Annotated in this window: 22 protein-coding genes and 1 riboswitch; of the genes, 9 read left to right on the top strand and 13 right to left on the bottom strand. The window is 71.1% G+C overall.

Annotated features, from left to right (window positions below):
• The first annotated feature begins 57 nt into the window (after nucleotides 1–57).
• Complete coding sequence (locus OG386_RS24540; RefSeq protein WP_328789896.1) at nucleotides 58–894, top strand: helix-turn-helix domain-containing protein; 837 nt, start codon at nucleotides 58–60, stop codon at nucleotides 892–894.
• Nucleotides 878–1,132, top strand: a complete 255-nt coding sequence (locus OG386_RS24535; protein WP_328789895.1) for a DUF397 domain-containing protein — start codon at nucleotides 878–880, stop codon at nucleotides 1,130–1,132. Before OG386_RS24540 ends, OG386_RS24535 begins: the two co-directional genes overlap by 17 nt.
• A gap of 4 nt (nucleotides 1,133–1,136) precedes the next feature.
• On the opposite strand, the gene OG386_RS24530 is transcribed toward OG386_RS24535, so the two are convergent.
• Both OG386_RS24530 and OG386_RS24525 read right to left on the bottom strand, forming a co-directional pair.
• A complete protein-coding gene (locus OG386_RS24530) occupies nucleotides 1,137–2,318 on the bottom strand; it encodes a S8 family peptidase (protein ID WP_328789894.1) in 1,182 nt (393 codons plus the stop codon).
• Nucleotides 2,319–2,658: 340 nt separating this feature from the next.
• Entirely contained in the window at nucleotides 2,659–3,339 is a 681-nt protein-coding gene (locus OG386_RS24525; protein ID WP_328789893.1) for a hypothetical protein, read from the bottom strand.
• A gap of 669 nt (nucleotides 3,340–4,008) precedes the next feature.
• Between OG386_RS24525 and OG386_RS24520 the strand changes: the two genes are divergently transcribed.
• Nucleotides 4,009–4,404 (top strand): hypothetical protein, encoded by a 396-nt coding sequence (locus OG386_RS24520; protein WP_328789892.1) that lies wholly within the window; start codon nucleotides 4,009–4,011, stop codon nucleotides 4,402–4,404.
• Between the two features lie 82 nt (nucleotides 4,405–4,486).
• Here the strand turns inward: OG386_RS24520 and OG386_RS24515 are convergent, their stop codons facing one another.
• Nucleotides 4,487–5,680, bottom strand: coding sequence for a S8 family peptidase (locus OG386_RS24515; protein ID WP_328789891.1), 1,194 nt, complete (start codon nucleotides 5,678–5,680; stop codon nucleotides 4,487–4,489).
• Between the two features lie 283 nt (nucleotides 5,681–5,963).
• Between OG386_RS24515 and OG386_RS24510 the strand changes: the two genes are divergently transcribed.
• The gene (locus OG386_RS24510) at nucleotides 5,964–6,353 is read left to right on the top strand and encodes a protease inhibitor I9 family protein (protein ID WP_328789890.1); all 390 of its coding nucleotides are present in this window, start codon (nucleotides 5,964–5,966) and stop codon (nucleotides 6,351–6,353) included.
• A gap of 73 nt (nucleotides 6,354–6,426) precedes the next feature.
• Nucleotides 6,427–6,969 carry a hypothetical protein gene (locus OG386_RS24505; protein ID WP_328789889.1) on the top strand — a complete coding sequence of 181 codons (543 nt, stop codon included), beginning with the start codon at nucleotides 6,427–6,429 and terminating at the stop codon, nucleotides 6,967–6,969.
• A gap of 34 nt (nucleotides 6,970–7,003) precedes the next feature.
• On the opposite strand, the gene OG386_RS24500 is transcribed toward OG386_RS24505, so the two are convergent.
• From OG386_RS24500 to thrC, 7 genes are all read right to left on the bottom strand, one after another.
• On the bottom strand, nucleotides 7,004–8,428 hold the full coding sequence (locus OG386_RS24500; protein WP_328789888.1) for an outer membrane protein assembly factor BamB family protein: 1,425 nt from the start codon (nucleotides 8,426–8,428) through the stop codon (nucleotides 7,004–7,006).
• A 44-nt stretch (nucleotides 8,429–8,472) separates the two neighbouring features.
• Nucleotides 8,473–9,213 carry an SDR family oxidoreductase gene (locus OG386_RS24495; protein WP_328789887.1) on the bottom strand — a complete coding sequence of 247 codons (741 nt, stop codon included), beginning with the start codon at nucleotides 9,211–9,213 and terminating at the stop codon, nucleotides 8,473–8,475.
• 77 nt (nucleotides 9,214–9,290) lie between these two features.
• Nucleotides 9,291–9,890, bottom strand: coding sequence for a phosphoribosylanthranilate isomerase (locus tag OG386_RS24490; protein WP_328789886.1), 600 nt, complete (start codon nucleotides 9,888–9,890; stop codon nucleotides 9,291–9,293).
• A gap of 394 nt (nucleotides 9,891–10,284) precedes the next feature.
• A complete protein-coding gene (groL, locus tag OG386_RS24485) occupies nucleotides 10,285–11,907 on the bottom strand; it encodes a chaperonin GroEL (protein ID WP_033223630.1) in 1,623 nt (540 codons plus the stop codon).
• A gap of 324 nt (nucleotides 11,908–12,231) precedes the next feature.
• Entirely contained in the window at nucleotides 12,232–12,438 is a 207-nt protein-coding gene (locus OG386_RS24480; RefSeq protein WP_030009783.1) for a cold-shock protein, read from the bottom strand.
• A gap of 426 nt (nucleotides 12,439–12,864) precedes the next feature.
• The gene (locus tag OG386_RS24475) at nucleotides 12,865–13,143 is read right to left on the bottom strand and encodes a MoaD/ThiS family protein (RefSeq protein ID WP_033223628.1); all 279 of its coding nucleotides are present in this window, start codon (nucleotides 13,141–13,143) and stop codon (nucleotides 12,865–12,867) included.
• A 36-nt stretch (nucleotides 13,144–13,179) separates the two neighbouring features.
• Nucleotides 13,180–14,454, bottom strand: a complete 1,275-nt coding sequence (gene thrC / locus OG386_RS24470) for a threonine synthase (RefSeq protein ID WP_328789885.1) — start codon at nucleotides 14,452–14,454, stop codon at nucleotides 13,180–13,182.
• A 17-nt stretch (nucleotides 14,455–14,471) separates the two neighbouring features.
• A riboswitch (SAM riboswitch) is annotated at nucleotides 14,472–14,629 on the bottom strand.
• A gap of 184 nt (nucleotides 14,630–14,813) precedes the next feature.
• Here thrC and OG386_RS24465 point away from each other — a divergent pair.
• A complete protein-coding gene (locus tag OG386_RS24465) occupies nucleotides 14,814–15,764 on the top strand; it encodes a glucosyl-3-phosphoglycerate synthase (RefSeq protein WP_328793339.1) in 951 nt (316 codons plus the stop codon).
• A 46-nt stretch (nucleotides 15,765–15,810) separates the two neighbouring features.
• Nucleotides 15,811–17,241 (top strand): alpha,alpha-trehalose-phosphate synthase (UDP-forming), encoded by a 1,431-nt coding sequence (locus tag OG386_RS24460; RefSeq protein ID WP_328789884.1) that lies wholly within the window; start codon nucleotides 15,811–15,813, stop codon nucleotides 17,239–17,241.
• Nucleotides 17,242–17,503: 262 nt separating this feature from the next.
• Here the strand turns inward: OG386_RS24460 and otsB are convergent, their stop codons facing one another.
• From otsB to OG386_RS24445, 3 genes are read right to left on the bottom strand one after another with little or no spacing between them, the layout of a single operon-like run.
• On the bottom strand, nucleotides 17,504–18,352 hold the full coding sequence (otsB, locus tag OG386_RS24455) for a trehalose-phosphatase (RefSeq protein ID WP_328789883.1): 849 nt from the start codon (nucleotides 18,350–18,352) through the stop codon (nucleotides 17,504–17,506).
• A gap of 39 nt (nucleotides 18,353–18,391) precedes the next feature.
• Nucleotides 18,392–18,628 (bottom strand): DUF3263 domain-containing protein, encoded by a 237-nt coding sequence (locus tag OG386_RS24450; RefSeq protein ID WP_030031449.1) that lies wholly within the window; start codon nucleotides 18,626–18,628, stop codon nucleotides 18,392–18,394.
• Nucleotides 18,629–18,675: 47 nt separating this feature from the next.
• Nucleotides 18,676–19,974, bottom strand: coding sequence for an extracellular solute-binding protein (locus OG386_RS24445; protein WP_328789882.1), 1,299 nt, complete (start codon nucleotides 19,972–19,974; stop codon nucleotides 18,676–18,678).
• A 176-nt stretch (nucleotides 19,975–20,150) separates the two neighbouring features.
• On the opposite strand from OG386_RS24445, the gene OG386_RS24440 reads away from it, so the two are divergent.
• Together OG386_RS24440 and nagA are read left to right on the top strand one after the other, a co-directional pair.
• Nucleotides 20,151–21,110: an ROK family protein gene (locus tag OG386_RS24440; protein ID WP_328793338.1), complete on the top strand. Its 960-nt coding sequence runs from the start codon at nucleotides 20,151–20,153 to the stop codon at nucleotides 21,108–21,110.
• Nucleotides 21,110–22,261 carry an N-acetylglucosamine-6-phosphate deacetylase gene (nagA, locus tag OG386_RS24435; protein WP_328789881.1) on the top strand — a complete coding sequence of 384 codons (1,152 nt, stop codon included), beginning with the start codon at nucleotides 21,110–21,112 and terminating at the stop codon, nucleotides 22,259–22,261. Before OG386_RS24440 ends, nagA begins: the two co-directional genes overlap by 1 nt.
• The last annotated feature ends 40 nt before the right edge of the window (nucleotides 22,262–22,301 follow it).

The following is a 22,301-nucleotide window of genomic DNA, read 5'->3' as shown; positions in this document are numbered from 1 at the left end:
CACTAGCCTTCAAGTGCGGACCCCGCAACAACCGCACATGTTGCTCAGGGAGTTGCCATGCCACGAAAGAACCTCGATCCTTCCTCCTCACCCCGCGCCCTCCTGGGCGCGGAACTGCGCGTAGCGCGCGAACGCGCGGGCATGAGCCAGGCCGAACTCGGCGAACGGCTGTTCGTCAGCGGCGCGTTCATCGGCCAGCTCGAAGCGGGCACCCGACGCATGCACCTCGAATTCGCCCGCCAGATCGACGAGATCCTCGACACGGGCGGCTTCTTCGTCCGCAACTGCGGAGCGGCGGCCGAGTCGAAGTACCCGGACCACTTCGCGGCGGCCGCCGAAGCAGAAGCCCTGGCGAAGACCATCCGGGAGTACGCGCCGCAGTTGATCCCGGGACTGCTCCAGACGGAGGCCTACGCGCGCGAGGTCTTCCGCGCGTACCAGCCGACGGCCACGGAGGAGACCATCGACGAGCTGGTCACGAACCGCCTGGCCAGGGCCTCTCTGTTGAATGACGCAACAACCCCGCTGTTGTGGTGCGTCCTCGACGAGGCCGTCCTGCGACGGGCCGGGGACAGCCCGGCGATCCTGGCCGAGGCCCTGCGCCACATCGCGCGCCTGATGCGCTCCTGTCGGATCATCGTGCAGGTGCTGCCCTTCAGCGCGGGCTTCCACGCGGGGCTGGACGGCGCTCTCAAGCTGATGACGTTCGACGATGCGCCCCCGCTTGCCTACGTCGACGGCCTCGGGATGGGCCAGTTGTTCGACGATCCGGCCACCGTCGCCCAACACACCCTGACCTACGATCTCCTCACGGCCAACGCGCTGTCACCGCGCAAATCCCTGGCCCTGATCGAATCGGTGGCGGAGGATTACGAACATGACCAGCAAGCCTGAGTACGACCTCTCGAAGGCCACCTGGCACAAGTCCAGCTACAGCGCGGGCGACGGCGGCAACTGCCTGGAGATGGCCACCTGGCGGAAGTCGACGTACAGCGGCGGCGACGGCGGCAACTGCCTCGAAGTGGCTGACGGCCACCCCGGCCTCGTGCCCGTGAGGGACTCCAAGCAGCCCGAAGGCCCGCACGTGGTGTTCCACGCGCAGGCCTGGGCCCGGTTCGTCGGGTCGCTCTGAGCGATCAGAGGCCGTCGGTGAACAGCAGCTTGTTCGGGCTGTCGTCGCTGAGGTTCTGGACGATGTCCTTCGTGGACACCTCGTCCAGGAAGTCCGCCACCTCCGCCGGCAGCGCGTTCGGGTGCTCCGACTTGTAGAGCGCGGCCACACCGGTGACGTGCGGCGTGGCCATGGACGTACCGTCCAGGGCCACGCTGCCGCCGCCCCGACGCGCCGAGATGATGTCCTTGCCGGGGGCGTAGAGGTCCAGGCAGGTGCCCCAGTTCGAGAAGTCGGTCTCCTCGTCGAAGCGGTTCGTCGCGCCGACCGTCACCACGCGCGCGGCGGACGCGGGCGAGACGCGGCAGGCGTCGCGGTTGTCGTTGCCCGCCGCGATGACCGGCAGCACGCCCCGGTCGGACACGGCGGTCACGGCCGCGTTGACGGCTTCGAGCCGGTCGCCGCCCAGCGAGGCGTTCAGGACGGCCGGCTGCCGGCTGTTGTTGGCCACCCAGTCGAAGCCCGCGATGATGCCCGCCCAGGAACCCCGGTTGTCACAGCCGAGGACCCGGACGCTGACCAGGGTCGCCTTGCGCGCCACGCCGAAGGTCGTCCCGCCGACCGTGCCCGCGACGTGCGTGCCGTGGCCGTTGCAGTCCCCGCCGTTGAGGCCGTCCCCGATCGCGTCGAAGCCCGGCCGTGCACGGCCTTCGAAGTCGGGGTGGCGGAAGTCGATGCCGCTGTCGACGATGTACGCCGTCACGCCCTGCCCGCTGCGGTTGGCGCTGAAGTCGTTGTTCAGCGGCAGGAACCGCTGGTCGATGCGGTCCAGGCCCCAGGAGTTGGAGGGCGACTTGGTCCCGATCCCCTTCGCGGGGGTCGGCGGCACGGTCACCGTCGCGTCCTGCGTCACGGACGTCACACCGACCGCCCCGCGGACGGACTTCAGCTGCTCCGCCGTGAGGGCCGCCGCGAAGCCGTTGATCGTCTTGGTGTAGGTGAACTTCGCCTTCAGGCCCAGTCGCTTCGCGAACGCCGCCGGCGCCACCTTCTTGTCGAGGATGACGATGTAGCTGCCAGGGATGGCGTTCGCGGACGTGTGGAGCGGCGCCGGGGTCGGCTCCGGGGCCGCGGCAGAGGCCGTACCGGCCGCGACGGGGGTGACGGTGAGGAGAACGGCGGTGGCCAGACGTGCGAGCAGGCGCATGGAAGGAGCTCCCTGACGTGCTTGGAAGGTCGGCGTGGAAGAGCCGCCCCCGCGGTCTGGAGTCCTCCGCGGGTGCGGCCCCCCTTTGCATCGGGCACCGCCTCGGCGCGGCTTGAACCGTCGCCGCCACCTGGCCGATCGCCCGATCGCCACGTCGACATGCCGTGTCGCGCGCGCTGCAGAAAGGGTTCGTCGCTTGCGCCGCCCGGGCTGCGGCCCGCTCCACCCCGGCCCCGGAAACCCGTGCGAAGTTCACCCGTACGTCCGGCCCCCACATCAGGGAGCGCGCGTCCGGTGCCCGTCGCGCATCCGCCGCACGCGGTGCATCGCGCTTCGCGGCCTACTCGCTCTGGACCTGCGCCTCGTTGACGGCGGCTCGAAGTTGAAGCCAGGTCGGATCTGTTGCGCTGGCCGAGGTAACCGCTGCCAGATCGTCTGCTTCCCACGTGCGGATTCCGTCGGTCAGGACGAGGTGCGCCTCCAGGTCGTCGCAGTCTTCCGGAATCTCGGCCGTGGCTTCCAAGAACGCTATGGCTGCAGCCCTGGAGACGTCCCTGCTCGCGGTACGGGTTTGCATGGATCCGGAGAGCACGGACAAGAGCACCAGATCTCCCCCACTGCCGGCGACGAGCAGCTCGCCGGTCGCCGTGGCGGCCAGAGCGGACGAGCGGGACCCGGTCAGCACGTCGTGCTCGACCGCTTGCCGGGTTTCGAGGTCCACCTCGACCAGCGTCCCCGCGGGCGTTGCGATCCACAGCACGCCGGGGCGCGAGCCGAAGGCGATGTTGTGACGCGACCAGGCTTCCATCTGGTCGAGCCACTCCTGCGGGTACGGATGGCCGGGGCTGGGATCGCCGAGGGTCGTGGCCAGAGCCGGATGCAACGAAGGGAACTCGAAAACCTGCACCGAGTTGTCGTACGCGTTGCCACGGATCGCAATATGACGTCCGTCCGCGCTGAAGAGCGGAGTCTCGTAGCCGTCGCAGTCCAGGATCAGCGCCCGGAGGAGCGGCCGTATCACGGCAGGCGCGGCCCCCTGATCGACGCGGGCGAAGAGGCAGTGCGTGGCCCCCTGGTCGCTCGCGAGCGTGGCGACGAGTCCGCCCCCGGGATGCTCCGCGATTCCCGTGTCCCACGGGGGTCCGGCACCGATGGTTCCGGAGGCGAGGTCAAGGACGTCCGAGCTCTCCCACCCGCCGCCTTCGTCGCGACACGACGGTGAACCCCACAGGGTCTGCCCGTCCGGGCTGAAGGCCAGGCTGCGGTAGGAGGCCGTGGCCGGAGCGCCTTCCGGTTCGCAGACCCCGGCAGGAGTCCATTGCCGTAGTCCGTCTTCCCCCGTCACGACGAGCAGTGGCCGGTCCGGGTGCCACGCCACAGCGGGCGTACGCTCTGCCCGCTCCCAACCGAAGGCGTCTCCATAAGCCTTCGACGTGAGGCCCACGGATCCGAGTTCGCGCAGCTGACCCGCGCCGCAGTCCCAGATGTGGACTTCCGGACGCTCGGAGTCCCAGCAGGCCACCAGCGGAAGCTGCGGATGGCATCTCAGCCGTTCGAAAGAGCGTCCGCCGCCAACCAGAGCACGTGCCACTACTTCAAGACCAGTCATCCCAGCACCGTAGTTCTCGCTGACTGAAGCGCTCGGTCACAACCCTGCCGACCACGCCACGTACGCGGGGAGACTGTGTTCATGCAGCTGCCCGACGAAGTCGTGACCGGTACCGCGTTGATCGAGGTGGTACGGATATCAGCCCTCCCGACCGAGGAGGGCGCCCCGTACCCGGGCCGGCCGGTCGCCCACTGGTCGGGGGACGAGGTGACCGAAGCCCTCGCGCTCATCGGGACCCTGCCGGACAGTGAGCAGCACCGGTGCGGCTTCGCACCCGGATGGAGCGTGCGCGCCTACGACGACTCCCTCGGACCGGTCCTGATGGAGGCCGCGTTCTGCTTCGGCTGCCACGAGGTGCGCATGCACGGACCGGCCGTACCGCCCGCCCTCGCCAAGCAGTTCTTCGACGCGGACGCTCCGCAGGCCGCCGCGCTCCTCGCCCGCTTCCGCGGGGCGGGGGCGCGGCACGGGCTGTGACACGTGCTGTGACACGGGCGGCGGCCCGGGCCGGGGGCGCGAGGCCCCACCGGCACCCGGGCCGCCCGGACGTGGGCCCGGGTCAGAGCCCGCCGGTGAAGAGCAGCTTGTTCGAGGTACCCGGGCTGACACTGGTCAGCACGTCCTTGGTGGACTGCTGGTCGAGGAACTCGACGACGTCCCCCGGGGTCGCGTCGGGGTTCTTGGCCTTGTAGAGGGCCGCGACACCGGTCACGTGCGGCGCGGACATCGAGGTGCCGCTCAGGGAGATGCTGCCGCCGCCGAGCTGGGCGGAGACGATGTCCTCGCCCGGCGCGTAGAGGGAGACGCACTCGCCGTGGTTGGAGAAGGAGGTCTCCTCGTCGTACCGGTCGCTCGCCGCCACCGTGAACACCTTCGGCGCGGAGGCCGGGGAGACCAGGCAGGCGTCCTTCGCGGAGTTGCCCGCCGCGATGATCGGTAGCACACCCGCTTCGGTGACCGCGTTCGCGGCGTTGTTCAGCGCCTCCGACCTGTCACCGCCCAAGGAGCCGTTCAGGACCGCCGGCTGCTGGGCGTTCTTGGCCACCCAGTCCAGGCCGGCGATGATCCCGGAGAAGGTGCCCGTGCCGTCGCAGTTGAGGACGCGGACGCTGACCACGTTGGCCCGGCGCGCCACTCCGTACGTCTGTCCGGCGACCGTGCCCGCGACGTGCGTGCCGTGGCCGTTGCAGTCCTGGCCGTTGCGGCCGTCATCGACGGCGTCGAAGCCGAAGGTGGCACGGGTGGCGCCCGTCCCGCCGAACTCCGTGTGCTGGTAGTCGATGCCGGTGTCGAGGATGTAGGCGGTCACTCCGGCGCCGTTGCCCGCGACGGTGAAGTCGTCGTCCAGCGGCAGCTTCCCCTGGTCGATCCGGTCCAGGCCCCACGAGTTCGCCGGGACCCGGGTGCCGCGCACGGTGCTCGGCCGCGGGACGGACCGGACGTTCGCGTCCTCCTCCACCGAGGTCACCCCCGGGCTGTTGCGGACGGCCGTCAGCTGGAGCGGGGTCAGCGGGACGGCGAAGCCGTTGAGCGCCGAGGTGTAGACGAACGAGGGCTCCAGGCCCAGCTCCTGCGCGGCCGCGGCAGGGTCCACCCCCTTCTCCAACGTCACGATGTACTCACCGGGCACCGGGTTGGCGGCGGTCTTCAGCGGTGCCGGGGTCGGCTCCGGGGCCGCGGCGGAGGCCGTACCGGCGGCGACCGGGGGGACGGTGAGGAGGGCGGCGGCGGCCAGGCGGGCGAGCAGGCGCATGGAAGGAACTCCCTGACGGGTGGAGGGAAGGCACGGGTGAGCCGCCGCCCTCACGGCACCGGGTGCTCCTGCGGGGGCGGCCCTCTGCTCCATCGGTGCCACCTCTCGGCGGGTTGAATCACCGGCTCACCTGGTTGCCCGTCGGGTGTGCGCGTCGACGCGGCCAGATCACCCGTACGGCCCGCCCCCGGACCAGGGAGCGCACGGCCGGTGCGCCGCCCGTGCCCCCGCCACACCCACCGGCGTCGTTGACCGGTCCCGCCGCCCGTGATGGCCTCGGGCCATGCGCATCCGCCTGAGCCGAGCCCTGCCAGTGGCCGTCGCCGTACTGGCCGCCGTCGCCGCCCTGCCCGTCGCCGCGGCCACCGCCGACGTGCGGGAACCCGTACCGCACACGGCCCCCGCCGCCGACCACGCCACGTACATCGTCACCGTGCGGGAGGACAGCGATCCGGCCGAGGTGGCGGACCGGGTCGGCGCCACCCCGGTGCACGTCTACCGCACCGTCCTGCACGGCTTCTCCGCCCGACTGAGCCCCGAACAGGTCGATGCCCTGCGCGAGATGCACGACGTCGAGGCCGTCGAGGAGGACGGCCGGGCCACCGGTGACGGCGACGGCGACGGCGCCTTCGGCCACGGCCAATACTGGGGGTGGGGGTTCTCAGACGTGTGACCGTGTGACCGTGCGGCCGCGCCTGCGGTCAGGCCCCCTGCCCGGACGGCCGACCGACGACGGAGACCCCGAAGTGAAGACCAAGCAGGGCGCTCCGGTGCTCCTCGTACTCCTCGCCCTCACGGCCCCCACCGCCCTCGGCGGATGCGGCCTGGGCGACTCCGCCGACGCGGACGGGGTGCCCCTCGTGGGCACCAGCACCTCGCGCGACGCCGCCGACGCGGTGGAGAAGGTGTCGGCCGAGCTCCGCGGGCTGACCGGAGTCGAGGGGAAGCCGTCCGAAGGACTTCCCGGGATCACGGAGTGCCCGGGCAAGGACCCGGCGAGGTACTTCCGGGTCTCGCACCCGTGGAGCTTCTACCCCGCCTCGAACGACCGGCTCGACGAGGCGATGGAACGGCTCAGGGCCGCACTCCCCGAGCACGGCTGGAAGGTCGTCCGGTACGGACCCGACACCAGCCGGAACCAGAACCTCAGCCTCACCGCCGACGACGGCGCGAAGGAGTACGGCGTCAGCGTCGTACGGATGAAGCGGAACGACCCGCCGAAGCTGAGCCTGACCGTCGTCTCCGGCTGCTACGAGGTCCCGACGGGCAAGGAGGTCGAGAGGTTCTGACCCCGCGACCGCGCCGAACTCACCGAACTCGCCGTCACCAGCCGAAGACCGGGTCGACGTCGAAGACCGGCGGCAGCAGGCCCTTGCGGTCCAGGTTGACGAAGACGTACGAGCCGGGCGGCCCGGGGTAGAACGCGAACCGCTCGCCCAGGGGCAGGTCGCGCAGGACCGTGGGCTCCGCCCGGCGCCGGCCGTCGCCCAGGCCGCGGTGGGTGAGGTACGTCCGCCAGCGGTCGGACGTCACCACGCCGACCTCGCCCGGGCCGGTCGGGGCCAGCCCGCGGACCTCGTCGTCGCCGACGCCCGCGTGCCACAGGCGTCGGCCGTCGGTCAGGGAGTAGGCGGACACGCCGTTCCCCTTCTCCTGCTTCACCGGGGTGACCAGCAGATCTCCGGTCAGCACCGGGGACGGCTCGGACAACAGGTCCCCGTCCGGACCCGAGGCGGGGACGGAGCCCCGCACGCGGCCCGTGTCGTCGAGCAGGAGCACCGCATCGATGCCCCGTTCCGCAGTCTCCGTGACGTGCAGGACCGGCGGAACGGCGGACAGCACCCGTACCTCGCGCAGCCGGCTCGCCGTCGGCAGCGCGGTCTGCCAGGCGCGGGTACCCGTACGGGCGTCGACGGCCGTGATCCGGGCGGCGTCGCCGCACTCCTCCACGTACAGGGCGCGTTGCTCCGAACCGTCGACGGCCTTCACCGTGCAGTCGGCCGGGACCGGGACCCGCCAGAGCTCCTGGCCGCCGCGCAGGTCGAGGCCGGTCACCGTGTCCCGGTCCGCCACGACGGCGCTCGGTCCCGCCGCGGCCACCAGGGCCCGGCCGGTGTCTCTGGTCCAGCGGACCAGGCCCGCGGCCAGGTCCACGGCGACGACCTGCGAGCCGCACGTGCCCGCGCTCTCCCCGTACGCGAGGAGGCCGATGCCCGACGGGATCGTCCGGCTGAGCGCGCAGAGCGGCGTGCGCTCCGGGGCGGGCAGCCGCCAGCCCTTGCGGCCCTCCCCGTCGTAGGAGACGAGCCCGTCCGTGCGGGCCCGTACGAGCCGTCCGGGCGCGGGCGCCCAGACGCCGACCGGGGCCGCCGCCGGATGCACCGGCGCCTGCCACCCGGACAGGTCCAACTGCGGGCCGCGCATCCACTCGAAGCCCGACCAGCCGGGCCCCAGCGCGGCCAGCGCCACGCAGACGGCGATCACGCGGACGTGCACCGGGGCGCGGCCGTGGCCGCGCTTCCTCGGCATGCGCCACAGCAGCCACGCGGCGGCGGCGCACAGCGGGGCGAGGAGCGCGAGGGTGCCCGTGCCGCGCGGGCAGCTGTCGATCCCGCACACGCGGACGGGGGCGTCGGCGACCACCAGCTTCGCCAGGAGGACCAGGTAAAGGGCCGCCAGCGCCGCGAACGCTGCTGCGGCAGCGCACGCGAGGTGCCCCAAGAACCGCACGCGCGGCAGTCGTTCCATTTCCATGATCCCCCTCGGCCGCAGCCTAACCGGGTGCCTTCGGCTCAGAGCGCGGAGCCTCCGGTGGCGTCGACCACACGCCCGGTCACCCAGCGCGCGGCGTCGGAGGCGAGGAAACCGACGACGTCCGCGATGTCGTCGGGGCGGCCGACCCGGCCGAGCGCGGAGAGGGAGGCGGCGTGCGCCTCGGCCTCGGCGTTGCCGCGCAGCCAGCCGGCGTTGACGTCGGTGTCGACGATGCCGGGGGCGACCGAGTTCACGGTGATCCCGCGCGGGCCGAGGGCCTTGGCGAGGTTCAGGGTCAGGGTGTCGAGTGCGCCCTTGGTGGCCCCGTAAGCGAGGATCTCGGGCATCGCGATGCGGGCGGCGCCACTGGAGACGTTGATGATCCGGCCCCCGTCGCGCAGCCGCCCGAGGGCCTCCTGGACGACGAAGAACGGCGCCCGGACGTTCACCGCGAAGACCCGGTCGAAGTCCTGCTCGGTGATCTCGCCCAGTGGAATGGGCAGTCCGATGCCCGCGTTGTTGACGATGATGTCGACCCCGTCCAGCCCCAGCGCGTCGTACGCCGCCCAGAGCGCGGCGGCGGAGCCGGGGCTGCCGAGCTCCGACTGGAGGGCGAAGGCCCGGCCGCCGTCCTTCGCGATCCGCTCGACGGTCTCGCGGGCGGCCGCCTCGTCGCTCGCGTACGTGAGCACGACCGTGGCGCCGTCGGCGGCGAGCCGCTCGGCGACGGCCCGTCCGATGCCCCTGCTGCCGCCCGTGACCAGCGCGTTCTTACTCATGGTGGATCCCCCTCATTTTCTTAATGATCACTACAGAATGAACGTAGCACGAGTTTCGTAACGATCGCTACAGAAAACTAGGCGCGGGCCGCGTCGATGAAGGCGCGGATCAGCCCGGGGTCCTTCACGCCGCGCTCCCGCTCCACCCCGCTGGACACGTCCACGCCCCACGCCCCGGTGGCCGCGAGCGCCTCCCGCACGTTGCCCGGGTTCAGCCCGCCCGCGAGCAGCCAGTGCCCCTCGGGCGCGGTGAAGTCCGCCGCGCCCCAGTTCCACGGCTTCCCGGAGCCCGGGTCGGGCGCGTCCAGCAACAGCAGGTCCTCGCCGTACTCGCCGCAGCGCTTCACGTGCTCCGCGGTGGCCCGCAGCAGGGTCCGGCCCTCGGCGCGCAGCGCCGCGAAGTCCTCGGGCCCCTCCTCGCCGTGCAGCTGCACGCCCCGCACACCGCTCTCTTCGGCGAACCGGCGCACCTCCGCCACCGGCTGCCCCCGGAACACCCCGACGGTGAGCACGCGCTCCGGCACGCGCGCGGCGAGCTCCCGCGCGGTGGCGGCGTCCACGGTCCGCGGACTCCCGGGCGCGAAGACGAACCCGACGGCGTCCGCCCCGGCGGCCACGGCCACGTCGACGTCGTGCGCGGTCCTGAGCCCGCAGATCTTGACGAAGAGATCGCTCATGCGACCAGTCAACCAAACCCGCCGCACCCACGGGTGGCACGTCCCATAGGCCGGGCACGGCGGCCCCGCCGTCGCTAGCCTGGAACGAGGCGCACACCCACGGCACAGCACGCCCCGGAGGACGACGGTGACCGAGCGGGCCACACCCATAGGGACTCTGTCGCCGCCAACGTTCGAAACACTCGGTGCCCACGCTGCCGCTGCTGCGCCGCCTCGCGCACGCCTTGGACGCGGGTCTGACCATCGCCCTCGACGAGGACCGCGAAGAAGTCACCTTCATCGCACACCCCGCCGCCTGAGACCCCGTCCGGGAAACGCCCGAGGGCGGCACCCCCGTGGGGGTGCCGCCCTCGTTCGAGAACAGCCGATCAACCGTGGCCGGAGCCGGGGTCGATCAGAAGTCCATGTCACCGCCCGGCATGCCGCCGCCCGCGGGGGCACCGGCCTTCTCGGGCTTGTCGGCGATGACGGCCTCGGTCGTCAGGAACAGCGCGGCGATCGACGCGGCGTTCTGCAGCGCGGAGCGCGTGACCTTCGCCGGGTCGATGATGCCCTCGGCGATCATGTCGACGTACTCGCCGGTCGCGGCGTTCAGGCCGTGACCGATCGGCAGGTTGCGCACCTTCTCGACGACGACGCCACCCTCGAGACCACCGTTGACGGCGATCTGCTTGAGCGGGGCCTCCAGCGCGAGCTTCACGGCGTTGGCGCCGGTCGCCTCGTCACCCTCGAGCTCCAGCTTCTCGAAGACCGCGGAGGCCTGCAGCAGGGCCACGCCACCACCGGCGACGATGCCCTCCTCGACGGCCGCCTTCGCGTTGCGAACGGCGTCCTCGATGCGGTGCTTGCGCTCCTTGAGCTCGACCTCGGTCGCGGCACCGGCCTTGATGACGGCCACGCCGCCGGCCAGCTTCGCGAGGCGCTCCTGGAGCTTCTCGCGGTCGTAGTCCGAGTCGGAGTTCTCGATCTCGGCGCGGATCTGGTTCACGCGACCGGCGACCTGGTCGCTGTCACCGGCACCGTCGACGATGGTGGTCTCGTCCTTGGTGATGACGACCTTGCGGGCGCGGCCGAGCAGGTCGAGACCGGCGTTCTCCAGCTTGAGGCCGACCTCCTCGGAGATGACCGTGCCGCCCGTGAGGATGGCGATGTCACCGAGCATGGCCTTGCGGCGGTCACCGAAGCCCGGGGCCTTGACGGCGACGGACTTGAAGGTGCCACGGATCTTGTTGACGACGAGGGTGGAGAGCGCCTCGCCCTCGACGTCCTCGGCGATGATCAGCAGCGGCTTGCCGGACTGCATGACCTTCTCCAGGAGCGGCAGCAGGTCCTTGACCGAGCCGATCTTGGAGTTGACGATCAGGATGTACGGGTCGTCGAGGGACGACTCCATGCGCTCCATGTCGGTGGCGAAGTACGCCGAGATGTAGCCCTTGTCGAAGCGCATGCCCTCGGTGAGCTCGAGCTCCAGACCGAAGGTCTGGGACTCCTCGACGGTGATGACGCCTTCCTTGCCGACCTTGTCCATGGCCTCGGCGATGAGCTCGCCGATCTGGGTGTCGGCGGCGGAGATGGAGGCCGTCGAAGCGATCTGCTCCTTGGTCTCGACATCCTTCGCCTGGGCGAGCAGGGCGGCGGAGACGGCCTCGACGGCCTTCTCGATACCGCGCTTGAGGGCCATCGGGTTGGCACCGGCGGCCACGTTGCGCAGGCCCTCGCGGACGAGCGCCTGGGCCAGCACGGTGGCGGTGGTCGTACCGTCGCCGGCGACGTCGTCCGTCTTCTTGGCGACTTCCTTGACCAGCTCGGCGCCGATCTTCTCGTACGGGTCCTCGAGCTCGATCTCCTTGGCGATGGAAACACCATCGTTGGTGATCGTGGGGGCGCCCCACTTCTTCTCAAGGACGACGTTGCGACCCTTGGGGCCAAGGGTGACCTTGACGGCGTCGGCGAGCTGGTTCATCCCACGCTCGAGGCCGCGGCGGGCCTCCTCGTCGAACGCAATGATCTTGGCCATCTGAAGTGGTCCTCCCGGACAGCGGTGGATTGCTCCTGGACCGCGCCCGCGCCCGCGACGGACGGCCTGCGTGCCCGGCGGTTCCTTCCCGCCGGACCCTGCGGGCCTCACCGACCCGGTCCTCGTTCAGTAGCACTCTCAACCAGAGAGTGCTAACGCCAATGATTAGCACTCGACCCCCTCGAGTGCAAGCGGCTTCGAGTGATGCCCGGCTACTACCGGGCACACGCACGAGGGGCCCCATCCCGTGTCCAGGATGTGGGCCCCTCGTGGTGTTCCAGGTCTTCGCTGAAGACCGTGCGTCGGTGGTCGATCGCTCCAGGACTAGCCGAGTGCGAGCTTGACCATGTCCGCCTGCGGACCCTTCTGGCCCTGCGAGATCTCGAACTCGACCCGCTGACCCTCTTCAAGGGTGCGGTACCCGTCCATCTGGATGGCGCTGTAGTGGACGAACACATCCGCACCACCGTCGACCGCGATGAAGCCGTAGCCCTTCTCCGCGTTGAACCACTTGACGGTGCCCTGAGCCATGCCTAACTCCCCTATTACTGGCCCTTGCGCAGGAACGCACTTCACGATCCCGGGTCAGAACTTGCGTCGGAACGCTTCGACCGAGGCTGAATGTATCTGCGCGGATGCTGTCTGCAACAGGTCAATCCGATGAGAATTCTGGACACCGAGAAACATTGAAATAGAGTGAAAAGTTGCCATACTCCCGGGCAACTCGGGCCCGACATATCTCGCCAAAGCCCCATAGCGCACTCGCATGTTGGCCCGATGTCGACCCTTGCGCGGCCCGTTCATATGCAGGGGGCAAGAACAGCGGAGGGGACTTCCCCAACCCTACCGTGCCCAATCAAGCAGAATTGCCCCCTCCGCTTTTAGCGGAGGGGGCAATTTCGTTTTGCGCCCGTCACCGGAGCGGTGACGGGGAAGACGCGGTGGAGATCCGGGGGATCAGCAACCGCCGGCGACGGCCGGGATGATCGAGACGCCGGCGCCGTCCGGCGTCGCCGCCTGCAGCCCGCCCTCGAAGCGCACGTCGTCGTCGTTGACGTAGACGTTCACGAAGCGGCGCAGCTTGCCCTGGTCGTCCAGGACGCGCGCGGCGATGCCCGGGTGGTTCTTCTCCAGGGACTCGATGACCTCGGCGAGGGTCGCACCCTCGGCCGGGACCTCGGCGACGCCGCCGGTGTAGGTGCGCAGGATGGTGGGGATGCGGACGTTGACGCTCATGGCGCTACTGCCTTTCCGGGTGCAGAAGGGAGAAGATCAGGCGAGGCCGGCGGCGCGGAACGCGTCCAGGCTCGGGCGGATGGTGGCGGTCTGCCCGCTGTCCGCGGCCACCGCCTCCAGGGTCTTGAGGCCGTCACCGGTGTTGAGGACGACGGTGGTCAGCGTCGGGTCGAGCTGCCCGTTGTCGATGAGCTTCTTCGTCACGCCGACGGTCACGCCGCCCGCGGTCTCGGCGAAGATGCCCTCGGTCTGCGCGAGGATCTTGATGGCTTCGACGACCTGCTCGTCGGTGACGTCCTCGACGAAACCGCCGGTGCGGCGGGCGATGTCCAGGACGTACGGGCCGTCCGCCGGGTTGCCGATGGCCAGCGACTTGGCGATGGTGTTCGGCTTCTGCGGGCGGACCACGTCGTGACCGGCCTTGAAGGCGGTCGACACCGGGGAGCAGCCCTCGGCCTGCGCACCGAAGATCTTGTACGGCTTGTCCTCGACGAGGCCGAGCTTGATGAGCTCCTGCAGACCCTTGTCGATCTTCGTCAGCTGCGAGCCGGACGCGATCGGGATCACGATCTGGTCGGGCAGCTGCCAGCCGAGCTGCTCGCAGATCTCGTACGCCAGCGTCTTGGAGCCCTCGCCGTAGTAAGGACGCAGGTTGACGTTGACGAAGCCCCAGCCCTCGCCCAGCGGGTCGCCGATGAGCTCGGAGCAGAAGCGGTTGACGTCGTCGTAGTTGCCCTCGATGCCGACCAGGTCGCCGCCGTACACACCGGCCATGACGACCTTGCCCTGCTCCAGGTCGTGCGGGATGAACACGCAGGAGCGGAAGCCGGCCCGGGCGGCCGCGGCGCCGACGGCGCCGGCCAGGTTGCCGGTGGAGGAGCAGGACAGGGTGGTGAAGCCGAAGGCGCGGGCGGCCTCGACGGCGATGGCCACGACGCGGTCCTTGAAGGAGTGCGTCGGGTTGCCGGAGTCGTCCTTGACGTACAGCTTGCCGGTGATGCCCAGTTCCTTGGCCAGGTTGGCCGCGTCCACGAGCTTGGTGAAGCCGGGGTTCAGGCTGGGCTTGTCGGCCACGTTCGCGGGGACGGGCAGCAGCGGCGCGTAGCGCCAGATGTTGCCCGGGCCGGCCTCGATCGCGGCGCGCAGGGCCTCGGGGTCGCCGGTCGGCAGGTCGTAGGCGACTTCCAGCGGTCCGAAGCACTCGGCGCACGCGAAGATGGGGCCGAGCTCGAAACGGGTACCGCACTCGCGACAGGAAAGGCCGGTGGCGGGTCCGAGATCAACAGAGGTGGCGACAGTCTGTGCAGCCATGATGGCGAGGCCCTTTCTCCTCATCTTCCCCATGGCGCACTTCGCCATGAGACGGAATTGGCACCTTCCCTAGCCGGGGACCTCGCTGACGAGCGCTGACGCGCGATCGCGAGAACCGACTGGAGGGTTGCCGGGGCTTCAACGGGCCGTGTCCCTCTGCCCCTCTGGATGAGCGGTATGGCACCGGCACACGCGCTCTATGGCGCGCCGGTGCGTTTGTGCGCGGGACCCCCGGCATGCGGTGGTCCTTCGCGTTGTTCAAGACTGTAACCGAAGGCCCGGGCGGTTGAGACAGGCGTCCGAACCTCGAGATGGATCACATAAGGGCGAATATCGCCGACACGCAGGGAGTGCTGAGGGTGCTGGAAGAGGTGGAGCGATGGCTGGCCGACCGCTCCTGGTCCGCCGCCGACCGACCGCTCGACCAGCTGCTCGACCGGAAACGGGCGGCCGGGACCACGGTCAGCGTGGTGCTGCCCGCGCTGGACGAGGAGGCGACGGTCGGCACGATCGTCGAGGTCATCCGGCGTGAGCTGATCGAGGGACTGCCGGTCCCTCTGGTGGACGAGCTGGTCGTCATCGACTCGGGCTCCGCCGACCGCACCGCGGAGGTCGCGGCGAAGGCCGGGGCCCGGGTGGTGCACCGCGACGAGATCCTGCCCCGCGTCCCGGCGCTGCCCGGCAAGGGCGAGGTGCTGTGGCGTTCGCTGCTGGCCACCGGCGGGGACGTCGTCTGCTTCGTCGACGCCGACCTGCGGGACTTCTCCGCGACCTTCGTCTCCGGCATCGTCGGACCACTGCTGACCGACCCCGACGTGCAGTTCGTCAAGGCGATGTACGACCGGCCGCTGGGGGACGCCCCGGGGCAGGGCGGCCGGGTCACCGAGCTGGTCGCCCGCCCGCTCCTCAACCTCCACTGGCCACAGCTGGCCGGCTTCGTGCAGCCGCTGGGCGGCGAGTACGCGGTGCGCCGCTCCCTGCTGGAGCAGCTGCCGTTCCCCGTCGGCTACGGCGTCGAACTGGGTCTGCTGGTCGACGCGCTGCACACGGTCGGGCTGGACGCACTGGCCCAGGTGGACGTGGGCGTACGGGTCCACCGCCACCAGGACGGGCAGGCGCTGGGCCGGATGGCCGCGGCGATCTACCGCACCGCCCAGGTACGGCTCTCGCGCGGGCACCTCGTACGACCGGAGCTCACGCAGTTCGAGCGCGGACCGGAGGGTTTCCGGCCGCGGACGTACCCGGTGGACACGGAGGAGCGGCCGCCGATGGCGGGCATCAAGGAGTACGCGCTGCGTCGCGTGGCGTGAGCGAACGTACGGTTTGAGCGGGTGCGGGCCGGGCTAGGTTGGCGGCATGGCTTCCCAGGTGCTCGTCGCAGCGAACCGCGGCCCCCTCTCCTACGCCCTTGCCGAGGACGGGACGCTCAGTGCCCGGCGCGGCGGGGGCGGTCTCGTCTCCGGACTCTCCACGGCCCTCGCCGAGCAGCCGGACGCGCTGTGGATCTGTGCGGCGCTGTCGGACGCGGACCGGGAGGCGGTCCGGCGGGGCGTGGCCGAGCCGGGCGTCCGGATGTTGGACTTCGATCCCACGATGTATGACGATGCGTACAACGGCATCGCCAACTCTGTGCTGTGGTTCACGCACCACCACTTGTACGACATCCCGCGCGAACCGGTCTTCGACGCCGAGTTCCGCCGGCGGTGGGAGTCGTACGAGCGCTACAACCAGGCCTTCGCCGAGGCACTGGCCGCGGAGGCCGGGCAGGGCGCGCAGGTACTGGTCCAGGACTACCACCTGGCACTGGTGCCCGGACTGCTGCGGGTGCTCCGTCCCGACCTGCGGATCGCGCACTTCACGCACACCCCGTGGGCCGCGCCCGGCTATCTCTCCGTGCTGCCCGACACGGTCCGCGAGACGCTGCTCTGGGGCATGCTCGGCGCGGACGTGCTCGGCTTCCACACCGAGGCCTGGGCGGCGGAGTTCCTGGGATCGGCGCGGCTCGACGACGCATGGGGGCGGTCGGAGGTGCGCGGCGGCTCGGTGGTGGAGCACCAGCGGTACTCGGTGTGGTCCACCCGGACCACGCACGTGCGCGCGTACCCGCTGGGTGTGGACGGGGACGAACTGCGGGCACTGGCGAACCGGCCGGAGGTGAACGCCAAGCTGGCGGAGCTGCGGGCGGAGGTCGACGGCCTGCGGACGATCGTCCGCGTGGACCGCACGGAACTGTCGAAGAACATCCTGCGCGGCCTGCTGGCCTACCGGGAGCTGCTGACCGCGCGCCCGCAGTGGCGGGGCCGGGTGGTCCACCTGGCGTCGGCGTACCCGTCGCGGCAGGACCTGAAGGTGTACCGGGACTACACGCAGTCGGTGCGGGACCTGGCGGCGGAGATCAACGCGGAGTTCGGTACGGAGGACTGGCAGCCGGTGCTGGTGTCGGTGAAGGACGACTTCGAGCGCTCGCTGGCGGCGTACCGGCTGGCGGACGTGGCGCTGGTGAATCCGGTGCGGGACGGGATGAACCTGGTGGCGAAGGAGATCCCGGTGGTGTCGGAGGCGGGGTGCGTGCTGGTGCTGTCCACCGGGGCGGGGGCGTACGAGGAGCTCCGCCAGGACGCGCTGACGGTGAACCCGTACGACGTGACGGCGACGGCGGATGCGCTGCACGCGGCGCTGTCCATGCCGATCGGCGAACGCGCGGAACGCACCAAGCGCCTCGCGGCAGCGGCGACGGCCCTCCCCCCGACGGCCTGGTTCGAGGCCCAGCTCGCAGCCTTGACCTGATCCACTGCTGGGGCTCGGCCCCAGACCCCGCGCCTCGATCGCCGGCGGGGCTGAAAAACCGGGCTCTGCCCGGACCCGGTCCTCAAACGCCGGACGGCTGAAAGATCCAGCCCCGCCAGGGGCACCTCCCAGCGGTAGCTGGGGGAGTTTGAGGCGGGGGGGTCCGGGGGCGGAGCCCCGCAAGTCCAGCCTCGCCGGCGTTTGAGGCGCGGGGGTTCGGGGGCTGGCCCCCGAGCACGGCGCCGCAGACGGCTGCGGCCGGTCAGTCCCGCAGGGCTTCGGCCAGGGCGGCCAGGAAGGCGGCGACCTTGCCCGGTCCGGGGAGGACCAGGTCGGCCCGCGCGGCGAGCTCGGGGACCTCCGCGGAGCCACTGCACACCAGCAGCCCCGGCAAGCCGTCCGCCCGCCCCTTCTCCACCGCCGAGAACGCCGCCAGGTCACCCAGGTCGTCGCCCGCGTACAGCACCGCCTCCGCGTCCCGTTCCGCCAGGAACTCGGTCAGGGCGACGCCCTTGTCCATGCCGGGCGGCCTCAGCTCCAGCACCGCCCGCCCCGGCTCGACCATCAGCCCGTGCCGCGCCGCGAGCTCCGCCAGCGGCTCCCGCAGCGCCGCGAAGGCCGCCGCCGGGTCCTCAGCCCGCCGGGTGTGCACGGCCAGCGCCCGGCCCTTCTCCTCGATCCAGGTGCCGCGCCAGGCCCCGATGGAATCCAGGAACCCCGGCAGCTCCGCCCGGACCGCCGCCACCCCGGGGTGCTCGGCGGGCGCGTGGACGATGCCGCTGACGGCGTCCCACCGTTCGGCTCCGTAGTGGCCGAGGACGACCAGGTGCTGCAGACCGGGGACTCCGGCGAAGCCCCCGTAGCGGACGGCGACGCCCGCCGGCCGGCCGGTGATCACCGCCACCGAGTCGACCTCGGGGGCGAGTGCGGACAGGGCCGGGACGGCTCCGGGGTGGGCGCGGGCCTGGTCCGGGTCCGGGACGATGTCGGCGAGCGTGCCGTCGAAGTCCAGGGCGACCACGGACCGGCGGGGTGCGCGGAGCAGGGCTTCGAGTCCCTCGCGTCCGGCTGCGGTGACGGGCATCGGCAGGTCGTGCGGATGACTCCCCATACGCACGACCCTAACGGCCGGGCGGTGCCACGGCTACGGCTATCGCCGGGCTCGCTGGGCCTCTCGGATCCTGCGCAGCCGGTTCACGGTGCCCGGGGCGTGGGCCAGGGCGCGCGGGTCGTCCATCAGTGCGTTGAGCAACTGGTAGTAGCGGACGGGGGTCATCCCCAGCCCTTCCCGGATGGCCCGTTCCTTGGCTCCGGGCCCGGGCCAGGTGCGTCCCTCGTACGCGAGCACCGCGGCCTCCGTGGCCGTCAGCTGCCCCTCGTCCGTCATACCGCCAGATTAACGCCGCGCTCTGACACCCGGCCCGCCGCCACCACTCAGCGCGGGTCCGCCGCCCGGGCGGCCTTGGCGATCTGCTCCAGCACCTTCGCGGGCTGTCCGCCCGGCTGGACGGTCTTGCCGATGTTCTGCTTGATGTCCTCGCTGACGCCCGCCCAGGACTTCTTGCCGACGGGGTACAGCCGGGAGTTCGGCAGGGCCGTCAGGAAGGGCCTCAGCTGCGGGGCCGAGCCGCCCGTGGCGGCCTGCTTGGCCTGGTAGCCGCTGGTGGTGGCGGGCAGCAGGTCGTACTTCTCGGTGAAGGCCGTCACGTTCTTCGGCTGGTACAGGAAGTCCAGGAACTTGCCGGACTCCTGGCGGTGGCCGTTCTTGAAGGCCATGATCCAGTCCGCGACGCCCATCGCGGGCTGGTCGCTGCCGTCGGCGGTGGGCAGCGGCACCATGCCGAACTTCACGCCCTTGGCGGCGGCCTGCTTGAGCAGGGTCGGGTGCCCGTTGAGCATGCCGACCTCGCCCTTGGCGAAGCCGTCGAAGGCGGCCTGGCGGTCCAGCTTGCCGGGCTCCACGGGGCCGGTCAGCCCCTGGCCGACCATCTTGTCCCGCAGGAACTCCAGCGCCTTGGCGTTGGGGGCGGAGTCGATCGCGTACGACTCCTCGTTGTCGGTGTAGCCGCCGCCGCCCGCGAGCATCCACATCATCGTCTCGGCCTGCGCCTCCTCGCGGCCCAGCGGCACCGCGAAGGGGGTGGGCACGTTCGCGGCCTTGAGCTTCTTGGCGGCGGCTTCGAGGTCCGCCCAGTTCTTCGGCTGCCAGCCCTTGGCGTCCTTGCCGATCACACCGGCGTCGGAGAGCAGCTTCTCGTTGTAGAAGAGCAGCCGGGTGCTGGCCACGAAGGGCATGCCGTACTGGACCTGCTTGACCTTGCCGGCGTCCGCGAGCGGTCCGAGGAAGTCGGCCTCGGTCTTCACGGAGAGCAGCTCTTCCGCCGAGTACAGCTTGCCGGCGGCCGCGTAGTCGGAGTAGGCGCCGATCTGGGCTATGTCGGGGGCCTTGCCGGCCTTGACCATCTCGGCGACCTTGGCGTCGACCTCGGACCAGGAGTAGACGCTGACCTCGACCTTGGTGCCCGGGTTGGCCTTCTCGAAGCCCGCGGCGAGGTCCTTCCAGTAGGCCTCGGAGGAGTTCTGCGGATTGTCCCCGTAGTCGGCCGCCACGACCCGCAGGGTCACCTCGTTGTCTCCGGTGAGCCCGTCGAGGGCTCCGCAGCCCGTCAGCGTCACGGCAGTCAGGCACAGCACGGCGCCGGACGCGGCCAGGCTCAGGTAACGGCCCTTCACAGTTCTCCATCCACCACTTCTTGTACGTACGATCCACGTAAGGTCTACACCACTTTGGCGGCTCGTCCACATCGAGCTCCCGACCTGGATCCCGAATTTGTATGGCCGCTCAACAATCTCCCTCATTGGACTAGACCTTTCCCCGCCGAGCACGCGAGACTGTCTCTGTGAAACCCGTGAAACACGTCATCGCCCTCGATGTGGGCGGCACCGGGATGAAGGCCGCCCTGGTCGCCGCAGGGGGGCACCACCCTGCGGTAGCTGGGGGAGGCACCCTGCTCCACGAAGCACGCCGGGCCACCGGCCGCGAGCGGGGCCCCGACGCCGTCGTCGAGACGATCCAGGACTTCGCCGCCGAGCTGCTCGACATCGGCCGGGAACGCTTCGGACGGCCCGCCTCGGCCGCCGGCGTCGCCGTTCCGGGCATCGTCGACGCCGAGCAGGGGATCGCCGTCTACGCGGCGAACCTGGGCTGGCGCGACGTACCGATGCGCGCCCTGCTCAGCAGCCGCCTCGGCGGCATCCCCGTGGCCCTCGGCCACGACGTGCGCACGGGCGGACTCGCCGAGGGCCGCATCGGCGCCGGCCGGGGCGCCGACCGCTTCCTCTTCGTCCCGCTCGGCACCGGCATCGCCGGAGCCATCGGCATCGCCGGCCGCATCGAGGCCGGCGCCCACGGCTACGCGGGCGAGATCGGGCACATCGTGGTGCGCCCGGGCGGCCCCGCCTGCGGCTGCGGCCAGCACGGCTGCCTGGAGACCCTCGCCTCCGCCGCGGCCGTCAGCCGCGCCTGGGCCGCGGCCTCCGGCGACCCGGAGGCCGACGCCGCGGACTGCGCCAAGGCCGTCGCGTCCGGCGACGCGCGCGCCCGGGAGGTCTGGCTGGCCGCCGTCGGCGCCCTCGCCGACGGACTGGTCACCGCGATCACCCTGCTGGACCCGCGCACGCTGATCATCGGCGGCGGGCTGGCGGAAGCCGGGGAGACCTTGTTCACACCACTACGGGCGGCCGTGGAGGAGCGCGTGACGTTCCAGCGGCTCCCCCACATCGTTCCGGCTGCCCTCGGGGACACCGCCGGATGCCTGGGCGCAGGGCTGCTCGCCTGGGACCTACTCGCCACGGAGGTACCTGCCTGATGTCCGGAAGCGCGCACAGCACTGTTCTTTCGGGCGCCAGGGTGGTGCTGCCCACCGGAACGGTGGCGAACGGCAGGATCATCGTCGACGGCGACCGCATCGCCGGCAGCGCCCACGAAGGTGCGCGGAGCGTCGACCTGTCCGGGCACTGGATCGTCCCCGGCTTCGTCGACATGCACAACCACGGTGGCGGCGGCGCCTCGTTCACCTCCGGCACCGCCGAGGACGTCCTCAAGGGAGTCCGCACCCACCGCGAGCACGGCACCACCACCCTGGTCGCCTCCACCGTCACCGGGGACCTGGACGAACTCGCCCGGCGGGCCGGGCTGCTCGCCGAGCTGACGCAAGCGGGCGAGATCGCCGGCATCCACTTCGAGGGGCCGTTCATCAACCCCTGCCGCAAGGGCGCCCACAAGGAGGACCTGCTCCGCGACCCCGACCCGGCCGAGGTCCGCAAGCTCATCGACGCCGCGCACGGCGCCGCCCGCATGTTCACCCTCGCCACCGAACTGCCGGGCGGCCTGGACTCCGTACGGCTGCTCGCCGAACACGGGGTCATCGCGGCGATCGGCCACACGGACGCCACGTACGAGCAGACGCGCGCCGCCATCGACGCGGGCGCGACCGTGGCCACCCACCTCTTCAACGCGATGCCGCCCCTCGCCCACCGCGAACCCGGCCCGATCGCCGCGCTGCTGGAGGACGAGCGGATCACCGTCGAACTCATCAACGACGGCACCCACCTGCACCCGGCGGCACTGGAACTGGCCTTCCACCACGCGGGCGCGCACCGCGTCGCGCTGATCACCGACGCGATGGACGCGGCCGGCTTCGGCGACGGGACCTACCACCTCGGCCCGCTGGAGGTCGAGGTCAAGCACGGCGTGGCACGGCTGGTGGAGGGCGGCTCCATCGCCGGCTCGACGCTGACCCTGGACACCGCCTTCAAGCGCTCGGTGACCCTCGACAAGCTGCCGGTGGAGTCCGTGGTCCAGGCGATCTCCGCCAACCCGGCCAAGCTGATCGGCCTGTACGACGAGATCGGCTCGCTGGAGCCCGGCAAGTACGCGGACCTCGTCGTGCTGGACGCCGCGTTCGACGTCAAGGGAGTCATGCGCCGCGGCGAATGGATCGTCAGCCCGCCCTCCTGACCGCCGATCTGACGGCCCTGCGGCTGCGCGGAAGGAAGAC

This window comes from Streptomyces sp. NBC_00273 (genome assembly GCF_036178145.1).
Classification (GTDB): domain Bacteria; phylum Actinomycetota; class Actinomycetes; order Streptomycetales; family Streptomycetaceae; genus Streptomyces.
This window is presented reverse-complemented; position numbering and strand designations above follow the sequence as displayed.